Below are 18,503 nucleotides of genomic sequence, written 5' to 3'. Positions count from 1 at the left end.
TTCTTCAGCTAGTTAGACGATACCTTGGTCTATCATTGCGTCTGCTACTTTCACGAAACCGCCAATGTTTGCTCCCTTGACATAGTTGATGTGGTCGCCTTCTTTGCCGTATCGAACGCATGTTTGATGGATGCTTCTCATGATGGCGCGGAGTCTTGCGTCTACTTCCTCACGTGTCCACGATAGACGCATACTGTTTTGAGACATTTCCAGTCCTGAAGTTGCTACGCCGCCTGCATTTGCCGCTTTACCTGGACCATAAAGGATTTCATTTTCTACAAATAATTTGACGCCTTTGGGTTCAGTTGGCATGTTGGCGCCTTCACTTACGCATAGACAGCCATTATTGATGAGACATTTAGCTTCATCTGCGCTGATTTCGTTTTGAGTGGCGCAGGGCAGTACAACTTGGCATTCAATCTCCCAGGGTCGTTTACCTTCCCAGTATTCCGCGTTTTTATATTTGCTAGCATACTCTTTGATGCGGCAACGTTTGTTGTTTTTTAAATCCATCACATAGGCTAGTTTTGACCCTGAAATGCCCTCACTATCATAAATTGTTCCATCGCTGTCTGATAAGGTTACGACTTTACCTCCGAGCTCACTGACTTTTTCTACCGCATATTGAGCAACATTACCCGAGCCGGAGATTGCAACAGTCTTGCCTTCGAAGCTCTCGCCTTTTGCCTTGAGCATTTCTTCAGCAAAGTAAGTAGCACCATAGCCCGTTGCTTCAGGACGAATCAAGCTGCCGCCCCAATTAAGACCTTTACCCGTCAGTACGCCGGTGAATTCGTTTTGGAGTTTCTTATACATGCCAAATAGGTAGCCGATTTCTCGTCCTCCAACGCCGATGTCTCCTGCTGGAACATCAGTGTTTTGTCCTACATGGCGATTGAGTTCTATCATGAAGTTTTGGCAGAAGCGCATTACTTCAGCGTCGCTTTTACCTTTAGGGTCGAAGTCAGAGCCGCCTTTAGCGCCGCCCATTGGTAGGGTGGTTAATGAATTTTTGAAGACCTGTTCGAATGCCAAAAACTTCAAAACGCTCAGGTTAACGCTTGGATGGAAACGTAATCCGCCCTTGTATGGGCCTATAGCGCTGTTCATCTGGATTCTGTAGCCTTTGTTAACTTTGGTTTCACCTTTATCGTTAACCCAGGTTACCCTAAACATGATTGTTCGTTCGGGTTCGATTATTCTCTCCAAGATGTTTGCAGATTGGTATTTCGGGTTTTCTTCAATAACAGACCAAATAGAACCTATCACTTCATCGACTGCTTGGTGAAATTCAGGTTGATTTGGGTTTTTGTCTTTTACATATTCCATAAAGTCTTTAGGCGATTTATACATGGTCTTGTCACGTCTTTTGTTTAGCTTTTGCTGACTATGCGTATACGGTCAAAGCTCAGTGGCGTATCTTGGGTGTCATCTGAGGGAAAAGTAATCTCGTAGACATCAGTAGAGTGGCAAGCTGGGCATGATTGTGTTCTGAATTTGCAATGTTGACACACTTCAGATTCTGGACTTGCCTGTATGTAGATGTCTTCTTGTCCCTCTTTTTTCTTTGAAAATAAGCCCTTCAATTCGACCCAAGTTTTACCGCAATGGGCACAAGTAAATCTCTTTCTTAGAACCTGTTCAAAGTTGCGCTCGGTTTTATTAAATACTTCTTCCAATCGCATGACAGCCCCAAGAGCTAAGATGATTGAGGCAATATTTAAGATTTTTTAGACTTATTAACCAATAAAAGTCTACAAAATAAGCTAAAAAAGGTTTTTTTATCGGAATTGAAGAATAAAGGTCTAAAAACCCGAACAGATCAGATTAAACACACGTTACCTTATTATTCAATCAACTACTAACATAGAGCAATTACAGGGAAGACACATGAGTACAAAACTAGACAAAATAGACATAGCCATAATAAGAGCACTTCAAAAAGACGCACGAGCTAGCTTCGCTACAATCGCTAAAGAATGCCAAGTTTCCATTGACACAATCAGCAAAAGATTCAAAAAAATAGAACGATCAGGCATAGCAAGAGGAACAAGCGTTTTACTAAATCCTAAAAGCTTTGGCTGTGAATGCGTTGCCAGTTTTGGAATACGTGCCGACTTCTCCCATATCGAACCATTATTACAATTTATAAAAAAAATTCCCGATATAGTTTTCTCTGCGCAAACGATGGGCAAAAACAGTATCTTTGCTCTTGCTCTGGTCAAAAATGTGGCAACACTAAACCAAGTAAAAGAGGTAATAAAAGCGCATCCTATGGTACGCGAGATTAGTACAAGCATATGGGTTGGCGATATACTTCTGTGCCCTGAAAACTTTGATCTACAAGCAATAACGGGGGAATACTAAATTGGACAATATAGACCTCTGCATTATTGAAGCGCTTATTGCCGATGCCCGTACGCCATTCCGTCAGATAGCAATTAAACTAAATGTTTCCCCCGATACGATAATTGACCGCTATAATGCGCTTCAAGCGAAAGGAGTCATACGAGGGTCGACTATTGTTCTTAATCCCAAAATGATAGGTTATAGTGCGATGGCTGTTTTCATGGTGGATGTTTCACCCATAAGCGATGAAACAAATCAGGTTGATTCTTCTGAGATTTTAAAGGAATTGATCCGCTTAAAGGACATCATAGTAGCCTCAAAAACTGTGGGCGACCATGATTTGATGGCTATCGGTGTTGTTAAGGATTTCAAGCATTTGTTTGCTATAAGAAAAGAGATAGCTGCCATTCCGGGCGTTAAAGACATGGATGTATCCTTCTGGAGTGAAATAACAGAACTTTCACCCAAATACTTCGTCATATAGGTGCCAGAATCTTGAAGGACATTAAAGGTATCTCGCGCTCCGCTTTCTATTCTTCACACGCAAAGTTTTAGCTGCTCGGAAGGTTCGCCCCACTGAAGAAATAAGTTGGTGCGGAGGGTGGGATTTGAACCCACGAACCCCTGCGGGATAGGAGCCTCAGTCCTACGCCTTTGGCCATGCTGGGCGACCTCCGCGAAACTGTTGCGGAGATATAGTGTTGCAGGGCTCATTTAAAGGCTTTACCTTGCGCTGGGTGTTGTTGGTGAGGGGTTGGGGGAAGGTTTATAGCACCAACCACACATAACACTGTTATATTATTTAGGTGGTTGACATGAACATCCACACCAACGTCCTAGAAACCATAGGCAACACACCCCTCATAAAACTCACCAAACTCACAGAGGGCATAAACGCCACCATTGTAGGTAAACAAGAATCCCGCAATCCAGGCGGCAGCGTCAAGGATCGCATATGCTTAAGTATGATCCAAGAAGCCGAAAAAAGAGGTCTCCTAAAACCCGGCGCAACCCTTATCGAGCCCACCAGCGGCAACACCGGCATCGGCTTAGCTATGGTTGCAGCTGTCAAAGGCTACAAACTCGTCCTCACTATGCCTGAAACCATGAGCATCGAACGTCGCAACCTGCTTAAAGCCTACGGCGCGCAGTTGGTTTTGACGCCTGGGTCTGACGGCATGGGCGGAGCCATAAATAAAGCCGAAGAACTTCTCGCCAGCACTCCTGGCAGTTTTATGCCTCAGCAATTCAAGAACTTCGATAACCCCAAAGTCCATCGTGAAACGACGGGTCCCGAAATCTGGCAGGACACCGACGGACAAGTCGACTTCGTAGTCGCTGGCGTGGGTACAGGCGGAACCATAACTGGAATCGCCCAATACATTAAACCCCAAAAATCCAGCTTCAAAGCTATCGCTGTCGAACCCGCAGGTTCACCCGTGCTAAGCGGCGGACAGAAGGGTCCTCACAGAATCCAAGGCATAGGCGCAGGCTTCAAACCTGACATCCTTCAACTGGATTTAGTGGATGAGATTTTCAAAGTTACCGATGAACAAGCCATGCAAACAGCTCGTCAACTCGTCCAAAAAGAGGGCTTGCTAGTCGGTATCTCCGCTGGAGCCGCAACTTACGCTGCACTTGAGATTGCCAAGCGTCCCGAAAACAAAGGCAAACTCTTTGTCGTCATCTTGCCCGATACAGGCGAGCGGTATCTCAGTACGCCGCTGTTCACTGATCCCTCCTGCAATAGTTAAAACAAAACCAACGCTTTTATTCTCCCCTGACAATAGTCAAAGAAAGGCAATTAAAATGAGCACAGCCCCTGACCAGTCTGTACCTAAAAAATGTGCGGAATGCAGAGAAAAAAACCTTGACGTCGACTGCTGGAATCCAGATCGCATGATAGATGCCCTGATGAGTAACAATGACAAGGTGGAGCAGGACTGGCTGGAGAAAGGGTTACCTATACTTGTAGATGACATCATGTCAAGCTATACGCAGTTCGGCGGCATGGACCATCTTGAGGGCCGCGACTTGCCCAGCAAAAAAGTCGTAATCGAAGTGCTCGAAGACCTCTTCACTATTCTTTTCCCCGGTTACTTGGGTGACTCAGAAATCACCAAAGCCAACATCAAATATCACCTCGGCAACAAACTCACCCACGTTTACACACGCTTGACTGGCGAAATCGAAAAGAGCCTCAAATATATCTGCCGAAAAATCAGCGAATGCCCCCAAGACGTATGCCAAAAACGGGCGCATGTCGTCGGTAAAGAGTTTCTCGAAAAGCTGCCCGAGATTCGGTCCTCGCTTAGCGGCGACGTGCAAGCTGCGTTTTGCGGTGACCCTGCAGCTGTGAGCACTGAAGAAGTCATCCTCAGTTACCCGTGCGTTCTTGCTATAACCACCTACCGGATTGCCCATGAACTCTACCTTCGCGGGGTACCTTTGATTCCTCGTATCATGAGTGAACACATGCATTCCGTAACTGGCATCGACATTCATCCTGGAGCAAAAATCGGTAAAAACTTCTTCATTGACCACGGCACCGGCGTCGTTATTGGTGAAACCGCGGAAATCGGCGACAACGTCAAACTCTACCAAGGCGTTACCTTGGGTGCTTTGAGTTTTCCCAAAGATGAGAAAGGCAACATCATTAAGGGACGCAAACGCCATCCCACAATCGGTAACAATGTTGTCATTTACTCTGGCGCAACCCTGTTAGGTCCAGATGCGGTCATCGGAGATAATGTCGTTATTGGCGGTAACGTTTGGGTGACGAGTCCAGTGGCGTCAGGAACAAAAATTACCTTGGCTTTGCCTGAACTCAAATATAAAACGGAAAATCATCAGACAGAAAAACCCAAAGCCTAACCCCAAACGATAGTTGTGGGCTGTGCAAAAAGTCGAACAGGCTGTTCTAAAACATCGCATTAAGTACCACTAACCCCTATGAGGTACAGAGGCGGTACAATGAAGCTGTCAGTCAACCAAAAGTTTCTCTTTATTGTTTTTGGAGTTGTTGCGGTTTCGGTTTTGTTTTCTTGGGCGTTTGTTTCCCAAAACCCCGTTGTTTACAACTGTGTTAATCCCCAAGCGCTCCGTTCTGATGATACAACCTATATGGTCCCTACTGTTTTGCTTGTTCCCGCACCCTGCGGCTCCACCGTGGTTCTCTACCCGACTGGAGAAATCTTTTTCATACAACCTGTGCCAGAAAACGGATTGCTTATGCCCGCTAATGTAGTCATTGCCCAAAACCTAACGACCAGATCAGTCATTGGATGAAACGTTTGGTCTGCTTCGGGTTTGCGCTTGCAGCCATTATCGAAACATGTTTGATACTGTTGTGTGCTGATAAAGAGTCTGAACAGTAAAAAATAAATGAAAAATTGTTTGGTTTTTAGAGTAGACGGAAGTTTTCCTTAACCGTGGATAAAACGACGTGGGTGTTGGTGCGTTCAATGTAGGGTAAGGCGAGGAGTCTTTTTGTGAATGCGCCGAGGTCTTCTCGGTTCTTGAATTTCGCCACGATTATGGCATCTGTTAAGCCAGTGACGTCGTAGACTCCGCAGACATTGGGGATTTTTGCGATTTCGGTTTCGGTTTCGACGAGTCGTCCTTTGGAGACGGTGATTTCGGTCACGACGGTAAGTTGGAAACCAAGTTTTTCATGGTCCAAAATTACGGAGTAGCCTTTGATTAGGCCATCGTCTTCCATCTTTTTTATTCTAGATAGAACGGTGCCTACTGAGACGCCGACGTTTTTAGCGATTTGTCTACTTGAGAATCTTGCGTCCTCTAAGAGGCCTTTTAGTATTTTTTGGTCAGTTTCGTTCAGTTCCATAACCATCCGGTTCCTGCACGTTCTTTCAAAGGAGACTGCCTTTTTGGAACATCCTTTTGATAATCATACGATTATGTTTATAAAAGTTTAGTTTAAACTCGCTGGTAATGAATGCTATTTTAAAGGTCGGCGGCGTCGAAACGGTGGTTTAGGCTTTTTTGGATAGGAATATTAAATTAGGTGCGGAAACCCCAATAGTTCTGAGCCTAAATGTCAAGCAAATATGACACTATCTTAGTTCTTGATTTCGGCGGCCAATATTGCCACCTAATCAGTCGCAGAATCCGCGAGCACGGCGTCTACTCCGAAATAGTACCCCACGACATTTCCCCCCAAGAAGTAGCTGACCTCTCCGAAAAATTCAACGTCAAAGGCTTAATCCTTTCAGGCGGACCCTCAAGCGTCTATGAACCCAACGCACCTAAACTTCACCCAAACATCCTATCCGTTAATCTCCCCGTTTTGGGCTTATGTTATGGGCATCAGCTTTTAGCCCAACTTACCAGCGGCAAAGTTGAACCCGCAATCTGCAAGGAATACGGCATCGCCCAAGTCGCCATCGACAAGCCTGTAGGCGTCTTGGAAGGCTTAACTGAATCCGAGAAGGTTTGGATGAGCCACGGCGACACAGTGGTTGTTCCGCCCCCTGGATTTGAAGCCTTAGCTCACACCGAAAACTGCCCCGTCGCAGCGTTCCGCCACAAAACCAAACCCATCTATGGTCTACAGTGGCATCCTGAAGTTATCCACACCGAGAAAGGTGCGCGTATGCTTCAAAACTTCATCTTCCAAGTGTGCAAATGCCAAGCAAACTGGCAAATGGAAGACCTCATCAGTAAAATGGTAACAGAACTCCAAGTTGAAACCAGCGGCGGCAGAGCCATCATCGGGTTAAGCGGTGGTATCGACAGTAGCGTTGCTACCGCGTTGGCGGCTAAAGCGTTAGGCGACAAACTCACCGCAGTTTATGTGGATCATGGTTTTATGCGGGAAGGAGAAACCGAAGCGATTCGCGCCACCTTCGAAAAATACCCCATACGCTTCATCGTAGCTAACGCGCAGGAACGATTCATGGCTAAACTCAAAGGCGTAACCGAACCTGAGACTAAACGCAAAATCATGGGCGAAGAATTCATCCGCGTCTTTGAGGAAATCGCCGTCCAATCTGGCGCAGAATACCTCATTCAAGGCACCATCTACCCCGACCGTATCGAATCTGGCTTCCGCAAAAACAGCGACAAAATCAAAAGCCACCACAACGTTGCAGGGTTGCCTGAGAAAATTAGATTCAAAAAAATCCTCGAACCCCTGCGCGACCTCTACAAAGACGAAGTCCGCAAAGTCGCGCGCATGATGGATTTGCCTAAAGAACTTGTAAACCGCCAGCCCTTCCCAGGTCCCGGTTTAGCTGTTCGTATTATCGGCATTTTAAGTGAAGAAAAAGTCCGCATAGCCAAGCGTGCCGACAAGATTGTCCGCGAAGAAATCGAGAAAAATCCGTTTTGTGAGGATCTTTGGCAATACTTCGCTGTAGTCACTGACACGAAAGCCACTGGCGTTAAAGGTGATGCTCGTGCTTATGGTTATGTGGTTGCGGTGCGTGCGATGGAGAGTCGTGAAGCTATGACGGCGAGTTTTGCAAAAATCCCCTATGAGGTGCTGGAGAAGATTTCTACCCGCATCACTAACGAGATTCCGCAGGTGACTCGCGTGGTTTATGATGTGACGCATAAGCCGCCGGCAACCATCGAGTGGGAATAATTCCCCCTCTTTTCTACATGTTAATGCGCTTGTTTTGAGTCAATAGTGACTACCCCTCTTTAGGTTTATGCATAGAGTTTCTAATATGCCCCAAATATGAGGCTGCATCTCTCCCCTCTCTATCGTTTCTGCATATCTTGGCTATTAGGCTCCAAATAGGCTGATAGTTACGTTTAGTTAAGGTAGATTTTTTAGATAACGCGCGGTACCAATAGACGGGCAGCTGTTCATGGGCAGAGCTAGGACAATAATTAAAAAAATATTTAGTGTATCGTTAGTTTTCAACGCGCTGCTAACCATCGGCTGCGTCGTCAGTATTCTTGGCGGCGTCTACTGGACTTACCCCGGCTGGAAACCCTTCGCGCCCTACCTCGTAAACGGCAACATATTCTGGCTCGCAATAGCCGCAGCCATCTTCAACATCTATCCCAGCGCCAGCCTTGGGCGTAGTCTGCACACTGGCCGATTCCTCTTTCACCATTACCTCTACGGCTTCATCGTCATAGCCCTAACAATCGCCTACGTGGTTCTGTTAGTGCCCGGAGTCACTCTATTCAACATATTCATTGTGGATAGCACAAGCGTCGCGGTTAACTTGGGCAGGTTCTTTATTTTGGGCGGAGTCGCCTTGGTTTTAGATGATTTCACTGATGTGAATAAGCACCTAGAACGGGGTCTAAACTGGATGAAAATAAAAGCGGGACAAGTAGGCGGTTTTGTGACAGCGTTGCATCTTATCTTGGGTGCAGCTTCTGTCTACGTCTTTGTAGCCGTTGCGCTGTCCGTAAGCACCAACGTCCAATGGTTTACTTTGGCAAACGCGATATTGCTGGGTACCCTTTTCATTACAAGTTTGACCTCATTTATTTTCGTGAAAAGAAGGTTCTGGCAAAACATCTCCAGCGACTAACTTGGTGAGCCTTTTTGCAGTGGAATTTTTCTCAACCTATTCACCCTCTTAACTAAGACAATTGCCACAAACGTCACAAATAGAAGAGAAGCAGCTATCAAGAGCAGCGTTTGGTCTATAGGTTCTGCATTTAGTGGAGATTCAATTTTTGACGTAGCTGACGGAGTAGTTGAGGGCTGTTCGCTCCAAGGGACACTAAGCGCATGAATTGTGTTGTTTGCTTTAAAGAAGGCGACGCCTTGGGTGACTGTTTTAAAAGTCATATCGCTATCGACTGAAACGTTGCCGAGGCTATTGCCGTTTGCCGCATCTAGGGCGTAGAGCCTGTTATTTGAACAATAGTAGAAGACGCCATCGACAAGCGTAGAGGATGCATTTGTGTTTGTGTTGATGCTCCATAATTGTGTACCGTCAACTGCGTTTAGGGCTTTGAAGGTTCCGTTTTCAGAAAAATAAACAATGCCGTCTCTTAGGGTAAGCGGGGTAAAGTCTACATTGGCAGAGTAAGTCCATATTGGGCTACCGCTGGAGGCATCTAATGCGTAAATGCTGCTGTTGCCCCACTCGAAGCGCCACGCATCTGTTTTCTTATAGGCGCCCTCCCTGCCCACCGCATAAACAACGTCTCCATCAACAATGGGCGTGCCAGTGCTACTGTAGCCAATCGGGAGTTTCCAGAGGGCACCGCCGTTTTGAGTGTTTAAAGCGTTGAGGTAGGTAACGGTAGGGGCGTCGTAGGTTTGGCCTAAGGTGCTCGAATAGAAATAGACGGCACTATCACTGAATGCTGAATCAGCGACTCTTCCGTTGACATCTGAACTCCAGAGTTCGTTGCCGTCCTTTATGCTGATGGCGTAGTATTGGTAGGGTTTGTAGGTTGTGCCCAAATAGATTGCGTCGTCTCCGATTGCGGGACTGGGAAGACCCGGATTATATGAGGTAGTCCATTTCCAAAGCTGATGACCACTTGCAGCGTCAAGGGCATAGACTAGTTGCTGGGTGGTTTCAACGGTGAGGTAAACAATGCCGCCGCTAACCACATACCACCTAATGTAACCGTCACTGGTGAAATTCCATTTTTGAGCGCCAGTGGCGCCGTCTAATGCATATAAGCCAGAGTCGTCTGAGAGGTAGACTTTGTCGTCAACTACCTTGCGGGCGTCATCGGTGTACGAGAAACCTCCAGTAAAATTCCATATCTCTTCACCACTGGATAAGTTCAAAGCGTGAACGCATACTAATCTGTGCACTGGGGGACCAAACCCAAAGTGGTCATGATATTTTTCGCCAGGTATGGTGTAGCCCTCGGTTGAACGAACGTAGGCTAATCCGTTGGCGACTTTGGGGGTTCCCACAGTCAAGTCCTGTGTGTGCTCGGTTGTGTTAAAAACCGTAAAATTCCACAGCCATTTCGAAGAAGCCGCCTCATCATTTGTAGCCGCAGCAATAACTGGGGCAGGTGCATCATTGCAAGAAAACACGAGCAAGTTTGAAAGCAAAAAAACACTTGCTATAGCTACCGCCAAAATAGCCTTACGCATACCCTAAACTCCTTTTTCTATTCAGATGGGATTAGGTATAAAGTTTACTTGTTTGTTTTTCTTGGGCTAGAAATAATTAGTTGCATCTTTTCACAATGACAAATTTCAAATATAAGACCCCTAACAGTAAAACGAGGTGCATAATAATAATGAGTAACGATTCATACTTCCAAAAGAAACTCGAACCAATCAAAGTCACCAAACAGAAACCTATCTCACAATTACTAAAAGAAATGGGTAAAACCGCCTATCAAGGCCGCAAACTAGGCGAAGCTGTCGACGTCTGGGAAAACATGATTAAAGAAAAAGACATAGTCATCGCTATGGGCTTCGCTGGCTCCATGTCTACTGCGGGGCAATGGACCATAATTAACTGGCTTATTGAGAACCGCTTCATCGACGTCTTAGTCTCAACAGGCGCCAACGTGTCTGAGGACATCGTGGACGCTATGGGTTTTGGCTACTATCAAGGCAGCCACATGGTTAACGACGAGCAACTCCTCCACGACGACGTTAACCGCTACTATGACGTTTACGGCAAAGAAACCGACTACCGCAAGATGGAAGAAGTCGTCACTGACTTCGTTATGACCTGCAACCAAGACTACCAATACACCAGCGCCGAATTCCTCCACGGACTCGGCAAGTATTTGGGCAAAAAGAAAATCCCCGCCATAACCGCAACCGCAGCAGCCCACGGCGTACCCATCTTTAGCCCCGCTATGGTTGACAGCGCCTACGGCGAAACCTTCCTGCTCGCCAAAAACCAAGGCCACAACGTCCACATTGACTCTGTGAAAGAATTTGACCAATTCATCCAGATCGGAACCAAAACCAAAGAAGTCGGCGTCATCTACATCGGCGGCGGCGTCCCCAAAGACCTCACTCAGCTTATCGCCATATCCGTGTCGCCTATGACTAAAGATGAAGGCGTCAAAGGACGAAACGGCGGTCTACGCAAAGGGCTTCAGGAATATTATTACCCCCACAAATACGCCATCCAAATCACCACTGATTCTCCACAATGGGGCGGATTATCGGGTTGTACACTTGAAGAGGCGATTAGCTGGGGTAAAATCAACAGCAAAGAAGGCACCCGCGCCGTCTGCTACTGTGACGCCACCATCGCATTGCCGCTGATTTGCCACGCCCTATCCGAACGCGTCCCAGAAAAACGGAAAGGTCCAGACCTAAGCTGGATCTTCAAAGACATGCCAAAGGCATAAACGCCTTTTTTCTTTTTTGTTTTCATAGCAAACGCTGATTTTTGGCAGTTTAGCTTGTTTCTATGACCTTTTTTTCCAAACGTCGAAGCCATGGAGGTATATTTCTGAGCGCACGAATAAGTACTATAGCAACGCCAACTTCGATAGCCATAAAAATTGGCAGAATTACCCATAAAAACAATGGGGCTGCTCCCTCCGAATAAGCTCCGTAGGCAATAACACCCATTAATACGATGACCGCGATGGAGCCAAACACACATATCCGCAGAAATCCTTTCAGCATGGGCTCGAGACTTCCTCTGCGACTTTGCTCAGCGATACTGAGGAACTTCATGTCCTCGTTTGTAACCTCTGCTTTGAGTTGGTTTAGCTGGTTGAGCGCCTTTACGCCCAAAGACGTCAAAACATATCGGTTTTCTTCATTTTTCAAGATTAAACCTTCCAGCTGCTCAATGTGATAATTCATTTTCCCAGTTGGCAAGCCTAACTCGGTAATTAACTCTGTATAAAGCAGACCCTTGGTGTTGCCTCCCAGAATAGTGATTATTGTGCGCCGCATTGGGTGAGCAAGCGCTTGGAAGATGACTGTTTCGATTTCTCCGTTGGATTTAGCCATTTTAATCCCTGATTGCATCAGGGGCTTCTGCGCTTAAATCACTTCTTGACTAAGAAAACTTGACAAGAATTGTTTTCAAGCTTTCTTAGTTTGCTTCTTGTTTAAGCGGTCAATTAGGGCGCTTGTCATTATGGGCATCACCATGGTGGCGTCGCCTTCAATCATGATGCGTTTGGCTTTTTCGTTGATTTTGCCCCATGACACGGCTTCGCGTGGTCGGGCGCCGCTGAGGCTTCCGTCCCATTCGTCTGCGGTGGTTATGTAGATGACGTAGTCAAGTCCGTCTTTGAATTGGTTCCACCAAATTGTGTGGTGTTTGCTGATGCCGCCGCCGACTATGAGTGCACCCGATTTTTTAGAGTCAAAGACGAGGTTGTTTAGGTACTCTTCATCTTTTAGAATATTTATACGGAAGTCACGGTGGTCTTGGCTAAAAAACCAAAGCTGGTAACCTACGGAGCCATCGGTTGGACCCGGCACAATGATAGGTATGTCGTTTTTGGCTGCCCAATACGCAATGCTGGTTTCGTCGCAGCACCGCAAACCGATTTCGCGGTTAAGCTCTGCTGTTGAGAGTTCTTTTTTGCCTTCTTTGTAGAGTTCTTCGAGGAGCGCGATGATTTTCTTTTCAATAACTATGCCATAGCTGTCGTTGGGGACCAATACGTTGCCAAGTCGGTTTACGCCTTCCTTGTGGAGTTTGCTGTCGCTCATAATGAAGCTGCCCTTGTAGTAGTCCTTTGTGCAGCGGGCAACGTCATGGTCTAGGGTTCCGCAAGTAGTGATTATGACGTCGACGAGTTTGCGTTTGACCAGTTCGCGTATTACGCCTCGGGTTCCAGTAGCTATGATGTCGGCGGTGAAGCTGAGGAATTTGACGCATTTTTTGTCCTCTATCATGGCTTGCATGATGTTGACGCCTGTCGCCAGCTTGCCAGCGGTGAAACCCCATGCCGCCTCCATCTGTTTAACAAGCTCATCTACCGTCATGTTTTCTGTGAACTCGTAATCTTTCACTGCCACTTTATGTGCTTTAGGTGATGCTTTAGGCATAAGTCCAAACTCCGTTATGCACAGGTTAAATAAATAAGGAAATAAAAGGGTGTCGAAAGCATCAGGCTAATCGGATAGGTAGGCGATGATACGTTTGTAGATGTCGGGGGCCATTTGGTCCTCGTAGCCCGCGTAGATGCTGGGGTTATCGTTAACCTCCACCACCACGTAATCTCCGTTGACTTCTTTTAGGTCCACGCCGTAGAGGCCTTTGCCGATGACGCTGCAGGCTTTCAAAGCCACTTCCCGCAGACGCGGCGGCATATCCTTCTTCTCCAAACTAACAGTGCGCCCCCACACGACGGTGGGTTTGCCGCGGAGTTTAGCACCATGCTTCCATTTACCCTTAGGAATCATGTATTTGCAGACGTAGAGGACATCGTCGCCTAAGACGCCGACACGCCAATCAAACGCGGTAGGCGTAAATTTCTGGATGGCAAGCACATCGGATTTTTTGAAGAACCGTTTAGCGACATCTCGAAAGCTAGTTTCACACGCGGCTTTTTCGACGTAGCGGCTAAAGCTTGTGTAAGGCGCTTTGATGACGACGGGTTTGCCGAGTTCGCTAAAGATTTCGTTGATTTTTTTGTGGTGTAACTCGTCTTTGCTTAAAAAGACGGTTGGGATGCGGGGGATGTCATGTTTTTCGAAGAGTTCGTATTGGTAGATTTTGTTAGCGCAGATTTTGATGGATTGGGGGTCGTCGATGACTTTTAAGCCGAGTTCATAGGCGGTTTTGGAGACGATGTAGGCGGTGAAGAGGGGGTCAGTGGTGGCGCGTATGAAGACGGCGTCATAGTTGGGTATTGTTTGGATGTCTTCTCGGAAGAGGAAATTGAATTGTGACCCTGCTTGTTCAGCTGCATTTTTGAAGTTTTGAAGTGCAGCTTGTTCTCTGGGGTCAGTGAAATTGTATTTTTCGACAAAGCATGCGATTTTAGACACTGAGGTGTTCATCCTGCTGAGAAATCAGCCTCGTAATCTCCTTGGAGATTACCTCTAAGTCATTCTTTGCCAACTCAGATTCTTTGATGGGCTCTAATCCACAGAGAAACGCTTGGTCCTGTGTTTTTTGGATGTGCAGTTTGCAAAGTGGCACCCTAAAGAGTTGGAAAACTTGTTCGGCGATACCCTGAATTTGTTCGTCGACGGTTTGGCATTTCCCAAAAACAGTTTTAACCGTCAACATTCGACCTACTAGGGGTTGAGCGCATACGGTGAATTTGTAGTTCATGCCTAAGCTCTTCATTGCACGATATAGTGCGCTTTTGTTTTGGGCGGTTTCGTAGCCTTCGTAGATGAAGGGGTTAACTGCAAAAACCACCACGGGCAGATGAATTTCGTCGATGATTTTTTTGACTGAATCGGTAACGAGAAACGGCAAGGTTGGGATGTTGGCGCGTGCTGCACGTAACAGTAGAATTGGGGTGCGGCTGGAGTCGATGATGTTTTCGCATGATGGGATAACGGTGCTGCCTAAGACTTCTGCATGTAGCGACACGTAGTAGCCTGATTTGAGGTAACGATAATTTGTGCTAATGTTGATGGTAGTGTCTTTGATTGATGATTCAAGAAACGCTGAAGGTTTTAGCGCATGTAAATCATCTGATAGGCCGACATTTGAGACGACCAACACTCATGGTACACCAGTTTACTTGATTTGGCTTATTCGTGAGTTGTATTTAAAATTAACTGTGAATACAACCGCATTGCAAGTTGATATTCACAAAAAAAGTCTCGTAAAATCGGTCCTTTTCCCAAAAAAACGCCAGCAAAGCTTTCTCTGCTGGTGACCTACCTTACATTCGCTTGCTAACCTTATAATCTTCAGTGACATAGTACTCTGTGCATGAGCTTTGAGCTTCAAATCATCACTGACCTTGCTGTCCTAATGGTTATCGCTTCAGTGGTTGCATTCATATTCTACAAGCTAAAACAACCCCTCGTCATCGGTTACCTAATCGCAGGCATAATCATTGGGCCTTACTCGCCGCCATTTAGCTTCGTCAACAACATCGACTTCCTAAACGTGTTTGCTGAAATTGGCGTAATTTTGCTACTTTTCACTGTTGGCTTAGAATTTCCCATACAGAAACTCCGCTCCATCGGGCGCGTAGTAATCGGGGTCTCTGCCATAGAAATAACCGCTATGCTTCTGATAAGCTACGCCGTTGGCGCCTCTTTGCATTGGGGCATGTATGACACATTGTTTTTGGGCGCCGCTCTCGCCAGCAGCAGCACCACCATCATCGCCAAAGTTCTAAGCGACTCAGGACACATGAAAGAAATCTCATCCACCATCATGCTAGGCATCCTAGTTGTCGAAGACGTTGTCGTGGTGATTATTTTAGCGATGCTTCAAAACTTTGCAGTAGCCAACGTCATCTCCGTAACCGACACTATGTGGTTAGTGGCGAAACTGGTGATTTTCATAGGAGGAACCTTAGTTATCGGCAGCCTTTTCTTACCCAAAGTCACCAACCGCATAGCCAAAGTGCAAAACCAAGAATTACTCTACATCTTTATGTTAGGCATCTGCTTTGCCTTTGCAATCCTAGCGACCCAAATCGGCTTCTCAGCAGCCATCGGCGCCTTCATAATCGGCGTAGTATTTGCCCGCTCAAGAGTACGCGAAGAAATTAACCGCGAAATTGGGCCTTTCAAAATCGTGTTTGGAGCCATTTTCTTCGTCTCCATGGGCGCTTTGATGGATATTACCCTAATCACCTCCTATTGGTTTCCAGCAATCGTCATAACCATCGCGGTGGTGTTGACAAAACTCGTAAGTTGCGGCTTTGGAACCCGCATGTTTGGCTACGACAAAAAAACATCCATGCGCGTCGGGTTAGGGATGGCTCAAATCGGCGAATTCGCCTTCATAATCGTAAAGGCAGGTCAGGACTTAGGCGTGATAAGTGACTTTCTGCTGCCCATAATCGGGGTCGCCACCATGATTACCGCTTTCTTAACTCCCTATCTTATCAAATTCTCGTTTAGAAGTGAACCCAAAACGAAATCTGTTTGGCCAGATTGGGACGATAATCATAGTCAGCTTTAAACCAGACTCCAACATAACGCATAAGAGAAAACCCAAAACGAGGAAATCTTACGTATAAACCGCTCGAAGTCATAGGACCCGAACACGAATACTCTCTGGTAGGCGCAGACCTAAAACCTCTGCCTATCGCAGACAAAATCATCAAAGCCTACGGCGGACGAATAATCAACTTCATAGAATGCCCACAATTCACGTTCGGCAAAGAGCTTCAGTTGCACGTTATGGAAATCAAAGCTAACGAGCCGTTCAAGTCGCCAGTTGATTTCGAGCAAACCATGCAAGCCGCCGTCACAACACTAGCCGGCATTGTGGAGAAGCATGGGGCTAAATTGCTGGGTACCGGTATGCATCCCTTGCTTAGACTTCACGAGACAGCCATCTGGCCTCACTACCACCGCCAAATCTACGATGCGTATGGAAAAATCTTCAACCTCAACCAGCACGGCTGGCTAAACATCCAAAGCTTCCACCTCAATTTGCCCTTCCAAACCGAAACCGACGCCATAAAAACCCACAACCTGCTCACCAACCTCTGCGTTTATCTCCCCGCCATCGCTGCTTCTTCGCCCATGTATGAGGGGAAACCCGGCGGCGATATTGATAATCGCCTTCAATTCTACAAACTTAGCCAAAAACAAGTCCCCTCCATAACAGGTGACGTTATCCCCGAATATGCGTCCTCTTTAAGCCAGTACAAGCATGACATCATTGGTGGATACAGCAGAGATTTGGCAGCGAAGGGTGCGGATAAGATTCTGCTGAATCGGGAATGGGTAAACTCCCGGGGCGTGATTTTCCGTTTCGACCGTTCCGCGCTGGAGGTCCGAGTGATGGATGAGCAGGAATGCATAAAATCTGATGTTGCGTTGGCTTGTTTTGTGCGAGCCGCCCTAAGGGGGCTGCTTGAATGCGAGACAGAACTATTACCCCATAATGTTTTGGTCAGCGACTTCAACGCCATAATCAAACATGGCTTATCCGCCTCAGTTGCTAATCCGCATGGAAAAATCGCGCGGCAAGTCTGCCAATACTACCTAAAAATCGCTCAACAACACGCCACACCCGACGAAAAACCCTATCTTCCCCTGATTGCGCGCCGAATCGAATCAGGCAGCCTCTCCGACACAATACGCGCCAATATCCTGCGTCGCGCAGAAAAAACCAGTTTCCACGAAGCAATCCTAGACGTGTATCCAACCCTTATTAAGTGCCTATATGATAATGAACCCTTCTTCTAAAGGTGAAACCAAAAATGCCAGAAGATAACAAAGGAAAAACCTATTCCTACGATGTTTGCAGTGAATGCGGCATTATCTGTTGCATAGACGCAAAGCCCCCTTTGACAGAGAACCGCAAAAAAATCATCAAACAATACCTAAAAGAAAACAGCATCACTGTCTCGATGCCTTTTACAACCAAAGAATACTCCTACCCTTCAGTCGATGAGGCTTCACGTTGCGTCTTCAACGACAAAACCACCAAACGTTGCATGATCCACCCAGTTAAACCCGAAACCTGCGTTGCGGGGCCCATAACTTTTGACATTAACTTTGCCACCAAAAAAGTGCAGTTTTTCCTTAAAAAATCCAACATCTGCGCCTACGCAGGGGACCTATACAAAGACCAAACGACCCTACAGACGCATTTTGAAGTCGCCAAAAAACAAATCTTGGTCCTCGTTAAGGAGCTTAGCGCCAATGAACTCCGTGAACTCAACAAGATAGATGAGCCTGAAACCTTCAAAATAAGCGAAGAGGAATTACCCAAAGAGGTAACCGAAAAGCTGGGCTTATAGAAAGCCCGCGTCTTTTAGTTTAAGCGCAACGGCGATGTTGCCTTTAAATTGCACTCGCCCCGTGAAGAAGGCTTTCTCGGCACTCAGCTTCCCGTTAACCATTGACATAAAGTCAACGTCGCTCATCTTCAACGTTAATGCAGCTGCGGAGTCGGTGCCCTCGGTTATGATGAGTTTTTGGTCTTTAACGGTAACTGTCCAGTTGCCGCCTTCCATACCTGTTAAGTTAATCTGTGCTACCACATCGATGCCCTTTGCTTTTTCAGCTTTAAATTGTGCTGGTGCTTGTTTTTCGAAAAATTCTTTGGGGGTTTGTGCTTCCATCTTTTTGTCCTTCTATTTTCTGC

At 46.5% G+C, this 18,503-nt stretch carries 20 protein-coding genes and 1 tRNA gene; 11 read left to right on the top strand and 10 right to left on the bottom strand.

The window, feature by feature from the left end; all coding sequences use genetic code 11:
• Positions 1-12 precede the first annotated feature (12 nt).
• Together gdhA and NWE92_00190 are read right to left on the bottom strand one after the other, a co-directional pair.
• On the bottom strand, positions 13-1,353 hold the full coding sequence (gene gdhA / locus NWE92_00195) for an NADP-specific glutamate dehydrogenase (GenBank protein ID MCW4028054.1): 1,341 nt from the start codon (positions 1,351-1,353) through the stop codon (positions 13-15).
• Between the two features lie 20 nt (positions 1,354-1,373).
• Complete coding sequence (locus NWE92_00190; GenBank protein MCW4028053.1) at positions 1,374-1,685, bottom strand: hypothetical protein; 312 nt, start codon at positions 1,683-1,685, stop codon at positions 1,374-1,376.
• Positions 1,686-1,890: 205 nt separating this feature from the next.
• On the opposite strand from NWE92_00190, the gene NWE92_00185 reads away from it, so the two are divergent.
• Together NWE92_00185 and NWE92_00180 are read left to right on the top strand one after the other, a co-directional pair.
• Entirely contained in the window at positions 1,891-2,367 is a 477-nt protein-coding gene (locus tag NWE92_00185; GenBank protein MCW4028052.1) for an Lrp/AsnC family transcriptional regulator, read from the top strand.
• Between the two features lies 1 nt (position 2,368).
• The gene (locus tag NWE92_00180; protein ID MCW4028051.1) at positions 2,369-2,833 is read left to right on the top strand and encodes an Lrp/AsnC family transcriptional regulator; all 465 of its coding nucleotides are present in this window, start codon (positions 2,369-2,371) and stop codon (positions 2,831-2,833) included.
• 106 nt (positions 2,834-2,939) lie between these two features.
• On the opposite strand, the gene NWE92_00175 is transcribed toward NWE92_00180, so the two are convergent.
• Positions 2,940-3,027 (bottom strand) — tRNA-Leu (locus NWE92_00175).
• A gap of 137 nt (positions 3,028-3,164) precedes the next feature.
• On the opposite strand from NWE92_00175, the gene cysK reads away from it, so the two are divergent.
• The 3 genes from cysK to NWE92_00160 all read left to right on the top strand — a co-directional run bounded on the left by cysK (position 3,165) and on the right by NWE92_00160 (position 5,637).
• Positions 3,165-4,103: a cysteine synthase A gene (gene cysK, locus NWE92_00170; protein ID MCW4028050.1), complete on the top strand. Its 939-nt coding sequence runs from the start codon at positions 3,165-3,167 to the stop codon at positions 4,101-4,103.
• Between the two features lie 55 nt (positions 4,104-4,158).
• Positions 4,159-5,223 (top strand): serine acetyltransferase, encoded by a 1,065-nt coding sequence (locus NWE92_00165; protein MCW4028049.1) that lies wholly within the window; start codon positions 4,159-4,161, stop codon positions 5,221-5,223.
• Positions 5,224-5,322: 99 nt separating this feature from the next.
• Positions 5,323-5,637 carry a hypothetical protein gene (locus NWE92_00160; GenBank protein MCW4028048.1) on the top strand — a complete coding sequence of 105 codons (315 nt, stop codon included), beginning with the start codon at positions 5,323-5,325 and terminating at the stop codon, positions 5,635-5,637.
• Positions 5,638-5,752: 115 nt separating this feature from the next.
• On the opposite strand, the gene NWE92_00155 is transcribed toward NWE92_00160, so the two are convergent.
• Entirely contained in the window at positions 5,753-6,196 is a 444-nt protein-coding gene (locus tag NWE92_00155; protein MCW4028047.1) for an Lrp/AsnC family transcriptional regulator, read from the bottom strand.
• Between the two features lie 210 nt (positions 6,197-6,406).
• Here NWE92_00155 and guaA point away from each other — a divergent pair, with 210 nt between their 5' ends.
• Both guaA and NWE92_00145 read left to right on the top strand, forming a co-directional pair.
• Complete coding sequence (gene guaA / locus NWE92_00150) at positions 6,407-7,957, top strand: glutamine-hydrolyzing GMP synthase (GenBank protein ID MCW4028046.1); 1,551 nt, start codon at positions 6,407-6,409, stop codon at positions 7,955-7,957.
• A 229-nt stretch (positions 7,958-8,186) separates the two neighbouring features.
• On the top strand, positions 8,187-8,867 hold the full coding sequence (locus NWE92_00145; protein ID MCW4028045.1) for a hypothetical protein: 681 nt from the start codon (positions 8,187-8,189) through the stop codon (positions 8,865-8,867).
• On the opposite strand, the gene NWE92_00140 is transcribed toward NWE92_00145, so the two are convergent.
• Complete coding sequence (locus NWE92_00140) at positions 8,864-10,408, bottom strand: PQQ-binding-like beta-propeller repeat protein (protein ID MCW4028044.1); 1,545 nt, start codon at positions 10,406-10,408, stop codon at positions 8,864-8,866. The genes NWE92_00145 and NWE92_00140 overlap by 4 nt on opposite strands.
• Before the next feature lie 149 nt (positions 10,409-10,557).
• Here NWE92_00140 and NWE92_00135 point away from each other — a divergent pair, with 149 nt between their 5' ends.
• The gene (locus tag NWE92_00135) at positions 10,558-11,634 is read left to right on the top strand and encodes a deoxyhypusine synthase (GenBank protein MCW4028043.1); all 1,077 of its coding nucleotides are present in this window, start codon (positions 10,558-10,560) and stop codon (positions 11,632-11,634) included.
• Positions 11,635-11,683: 49 nt separating this feature from the next.
• Here NWE92_00135 and NWE92_00130 read toward each other — a convergent pair whose 3' ends face one another.
• The 4 genes from NWE92_00130 to NWE92_00115 form a co-directional block, all read right to left on the bottom strand.
• Positions 11,684-12,250, bottom strand: a complete 567-nt coding sequence (locus NWE92_00130) for a helix-turn-helix domain-containing protein (protein ID MCW4028042.1) — start codon at positions 12,248-12,250, stop codon at positions 11,684-11,686.
• Positions 12,251-12,325: 75 nt separating this feature from the next.
• A complete protein-coding gene (locus NWE92_00125; protein MCW4028041.1) occupies positions 12,326-13,303 on the bottom strand; it encodes a deoxyhypusine synthase in 978 nt (325 codons plus the stop codon).
• A gap of 66 nt (positions 13,304-13,369) precedes the next feature.
• Entirely contained in the window at positions 13,370-14,248 is an 879-nt protein-coding gene (locus NWE92_00120) for a RimK family alpha-L-glutamate ligase (protein MCW4028040.1), read from the bottom strand.
• Positions 14,241-14,936 carry a RimK-like ATPgrasp N-terminal domain-containing protein gene (locus NWE92_00115; GenBank protein ID MCW4028039.1) on the bottom strand — a complete coding sequence of 232 codons (696 nt, stop codon included), beginning with the start codon at positions 14,934-14,936 and terminating at the stop codon, positions 14,241-14,243. Before NWE92_00115 ends, NWE92_00120 begins: the two co-directional genes overlap by 8 nt.
• A gap of 216 nt (positions 14,937-15,152) precedes the next feature.
• Between NWE92_00115 and NWE92_00110 the strand changes: the two genes are divergently transcribed.
• The 3 genes from NWE92_00110 to NWE92_00100 all read left to right on the top strand — a co-directional run bounded on the left by NWE92_00110 (position 15,153) and on the right by NWE92_00100 (position 18,156).
• Positions 15,153-16,361 carry a cation:proton antiporter gene (locus NWE92_00110; GenBank protein MCW4028038.1) on the top strand — a complete coding sequence of 403 codons (1,209 nt, stop codon included), beginning with the start codon at positions 15,153-15,155 and terminating at the stop codon, positions 16,359-16,361.
• A gap of 173 nt (positions 16,362-16,534) precedes the next feature.
• On the top strand, positions 16,535-17,599 hold the full coding sequence (locus NWE92_00105; GenBank protein ID MCW4028037.1) for a glutamate-cysteine ligase family protein: 1,065 nt from the start codon (positions 16,535-16,537) through the stop codon (positions 17,597-17,599).
• A gap of 14 nt (positions 17,600-17,613) precedes the next feature.
• On the top strand, positions 17,614-18,156 hold the full coding sequence (locus NWE92_00100; GenBank protein MCW4028036.1) for a YkgJ family cysteine cluster protein: 543 nt from the start codon (positions 17,614-17,616) through the stop codon (positions 18,154-18,156).
• Here NWE92_00100 and NWE92_00095 read toward each other — a convergent pair.
• Entirely contained in the window at positions 18,151-18,480 is a 330-nt protein-coding gene (locus NWE92_00095; GenBank protein ID MCW4028035.1) for an SCP2 sterol-binding domain-containing protein, read from the bottom strand. The two genes, NWE92_00100 and NWE92_00095, sit on opposite strands and share 6 nt — an antisense overlap.
• Between the last annotated feature and the right edge of the window lie 23 nt (positions 18,481-18,503).

It is taken from the genome of Candidatus Bathyarchaeota archaeon (assembly GCA_026014745.1).
In the GTDB taxonomy this organism is placed as follows: Archaea; Thermoproteota; Bathyarchaeia; order Bathyarchaeales; family Bathycorpusculaceae; genus Bathycorpusculum.
The sequence above is the reverse complement of the archived record's forward strand: the minus strand, read 5'-3'. Positions and strand labels throughout refer to the sequence as shown.

Excerpts from the sequence above, each read along its gene's own strand:
- gdhA (MCW4028054.1), bottom strand. The coding sequence starts at position 1,353 with ATGTATAAATCGCCTAAAGACTTTATGGAATATGTAAAAGACAAAAAC.
- NWE92_00190 (MCW4028053.1), bottom strand. The coding sequence starts at position 1,685 with ATGCGATTGGAAGAAGTATTTAATAAAACCGAGCGCAACTTTGAACAG.
- NWE92_00185 (MCW4028052.1), top strand. The coding sequence starts at position 1,891 with ATGAGTACAAAACTAGACAAAATAGACATAGCCATAATAAGAGCACTT.
- cysK (MCW4028050.1), top strand. The coding sequence starts at position 3,165 with ATGAACATCCACACCAACGTCCTAGAAACCATAGGCAACACACCCCTC.
- NWE92_00165 (MCW4028049.1), top strand. The coding sequence starts at position 4,159 with ATGAGCACAGCCCCTGACCAGTCTGTACCTAAAAAATGTGCGGAATGC.
- NWE92_00160 (MCW4028048.1), top strand. The coding sequence starts at position 5,323 with ATGAAGCTGTCAGTCAACCAAAAGTTTCTCTTTATTGTTTTTGGAGTT.
- NWE92_00155 (MCW4028047.1), bottom strand. The coding sequence starts at position 6,196 with ATGGAACTGAACGAAACTGACCAAAAAATACTAAAAGGCCTCTTAGAG.
- guaA (MCW4028046.1), top strand. The coding sequence starts at position 6,407 with ATGTCAAGCAAATATGACACTATCTTAGTTCTTGATTTCGGCGGCCAA.
- NWE92_00145 (MCW4028045.1), top strand. The coding sequence starts at position 8,187 with ATGGGCAGAGCTAGGACAATAATTAAAAAAATATTTAGTGTATCGTTA.
- NWE92_00140 (MCW4028044.1), bottom strand. The coding sequence starts at position 10,408 with ATGCGTAAGGCTATTTTGGCGGTAGCTATAGCAAGTGTTTTTTTGCTT.
- NWE92_00135 (MCW4028043.1), top strand. The coding sequence starts at position 10,558 with ATGAGTAACGATTCATACTTCCAAAAGAAACTCGAACCAATCAAAGTC.
- NWE92_00130 (MCW4028042.1), bottom strand. The coding sequence starts at position 12,250 with ATGGCTAAATCCAACGGAGAAATCGAAACAGTCATCTTCCAAGCGCTT.
- NWE92_00125 (MCW4028041.1), bottom strand. The coding sequence starts at position 13,303 with ATGCCTAAAGCATCACCTAAAGCACATAAAGTGGCAGTGAAAGATTAC.
- NWE92_00110 (MCW4028038.1), top strand. The coding sequence starts at position 15,153 with ATGAGCTTTGAGCTTCAAATCATCACTGACCTTGCTGTCCTAATGGTT.
- NWE92_00100 (MCW4028036.1), top strand. The coding sequence starts at position 17,614 with ATGCCAGAAGATAACAAAGGAAAAACCTATTCCTACGATGTTTGCAGT.
- NWE92_00095 (MCW4028035.1), bottom strand. The coding sequence starts at position 18,480 with ATGGAAGCACAAACCCCCAAAGAATTTTTCGAAAAACAAGCACCAGCA.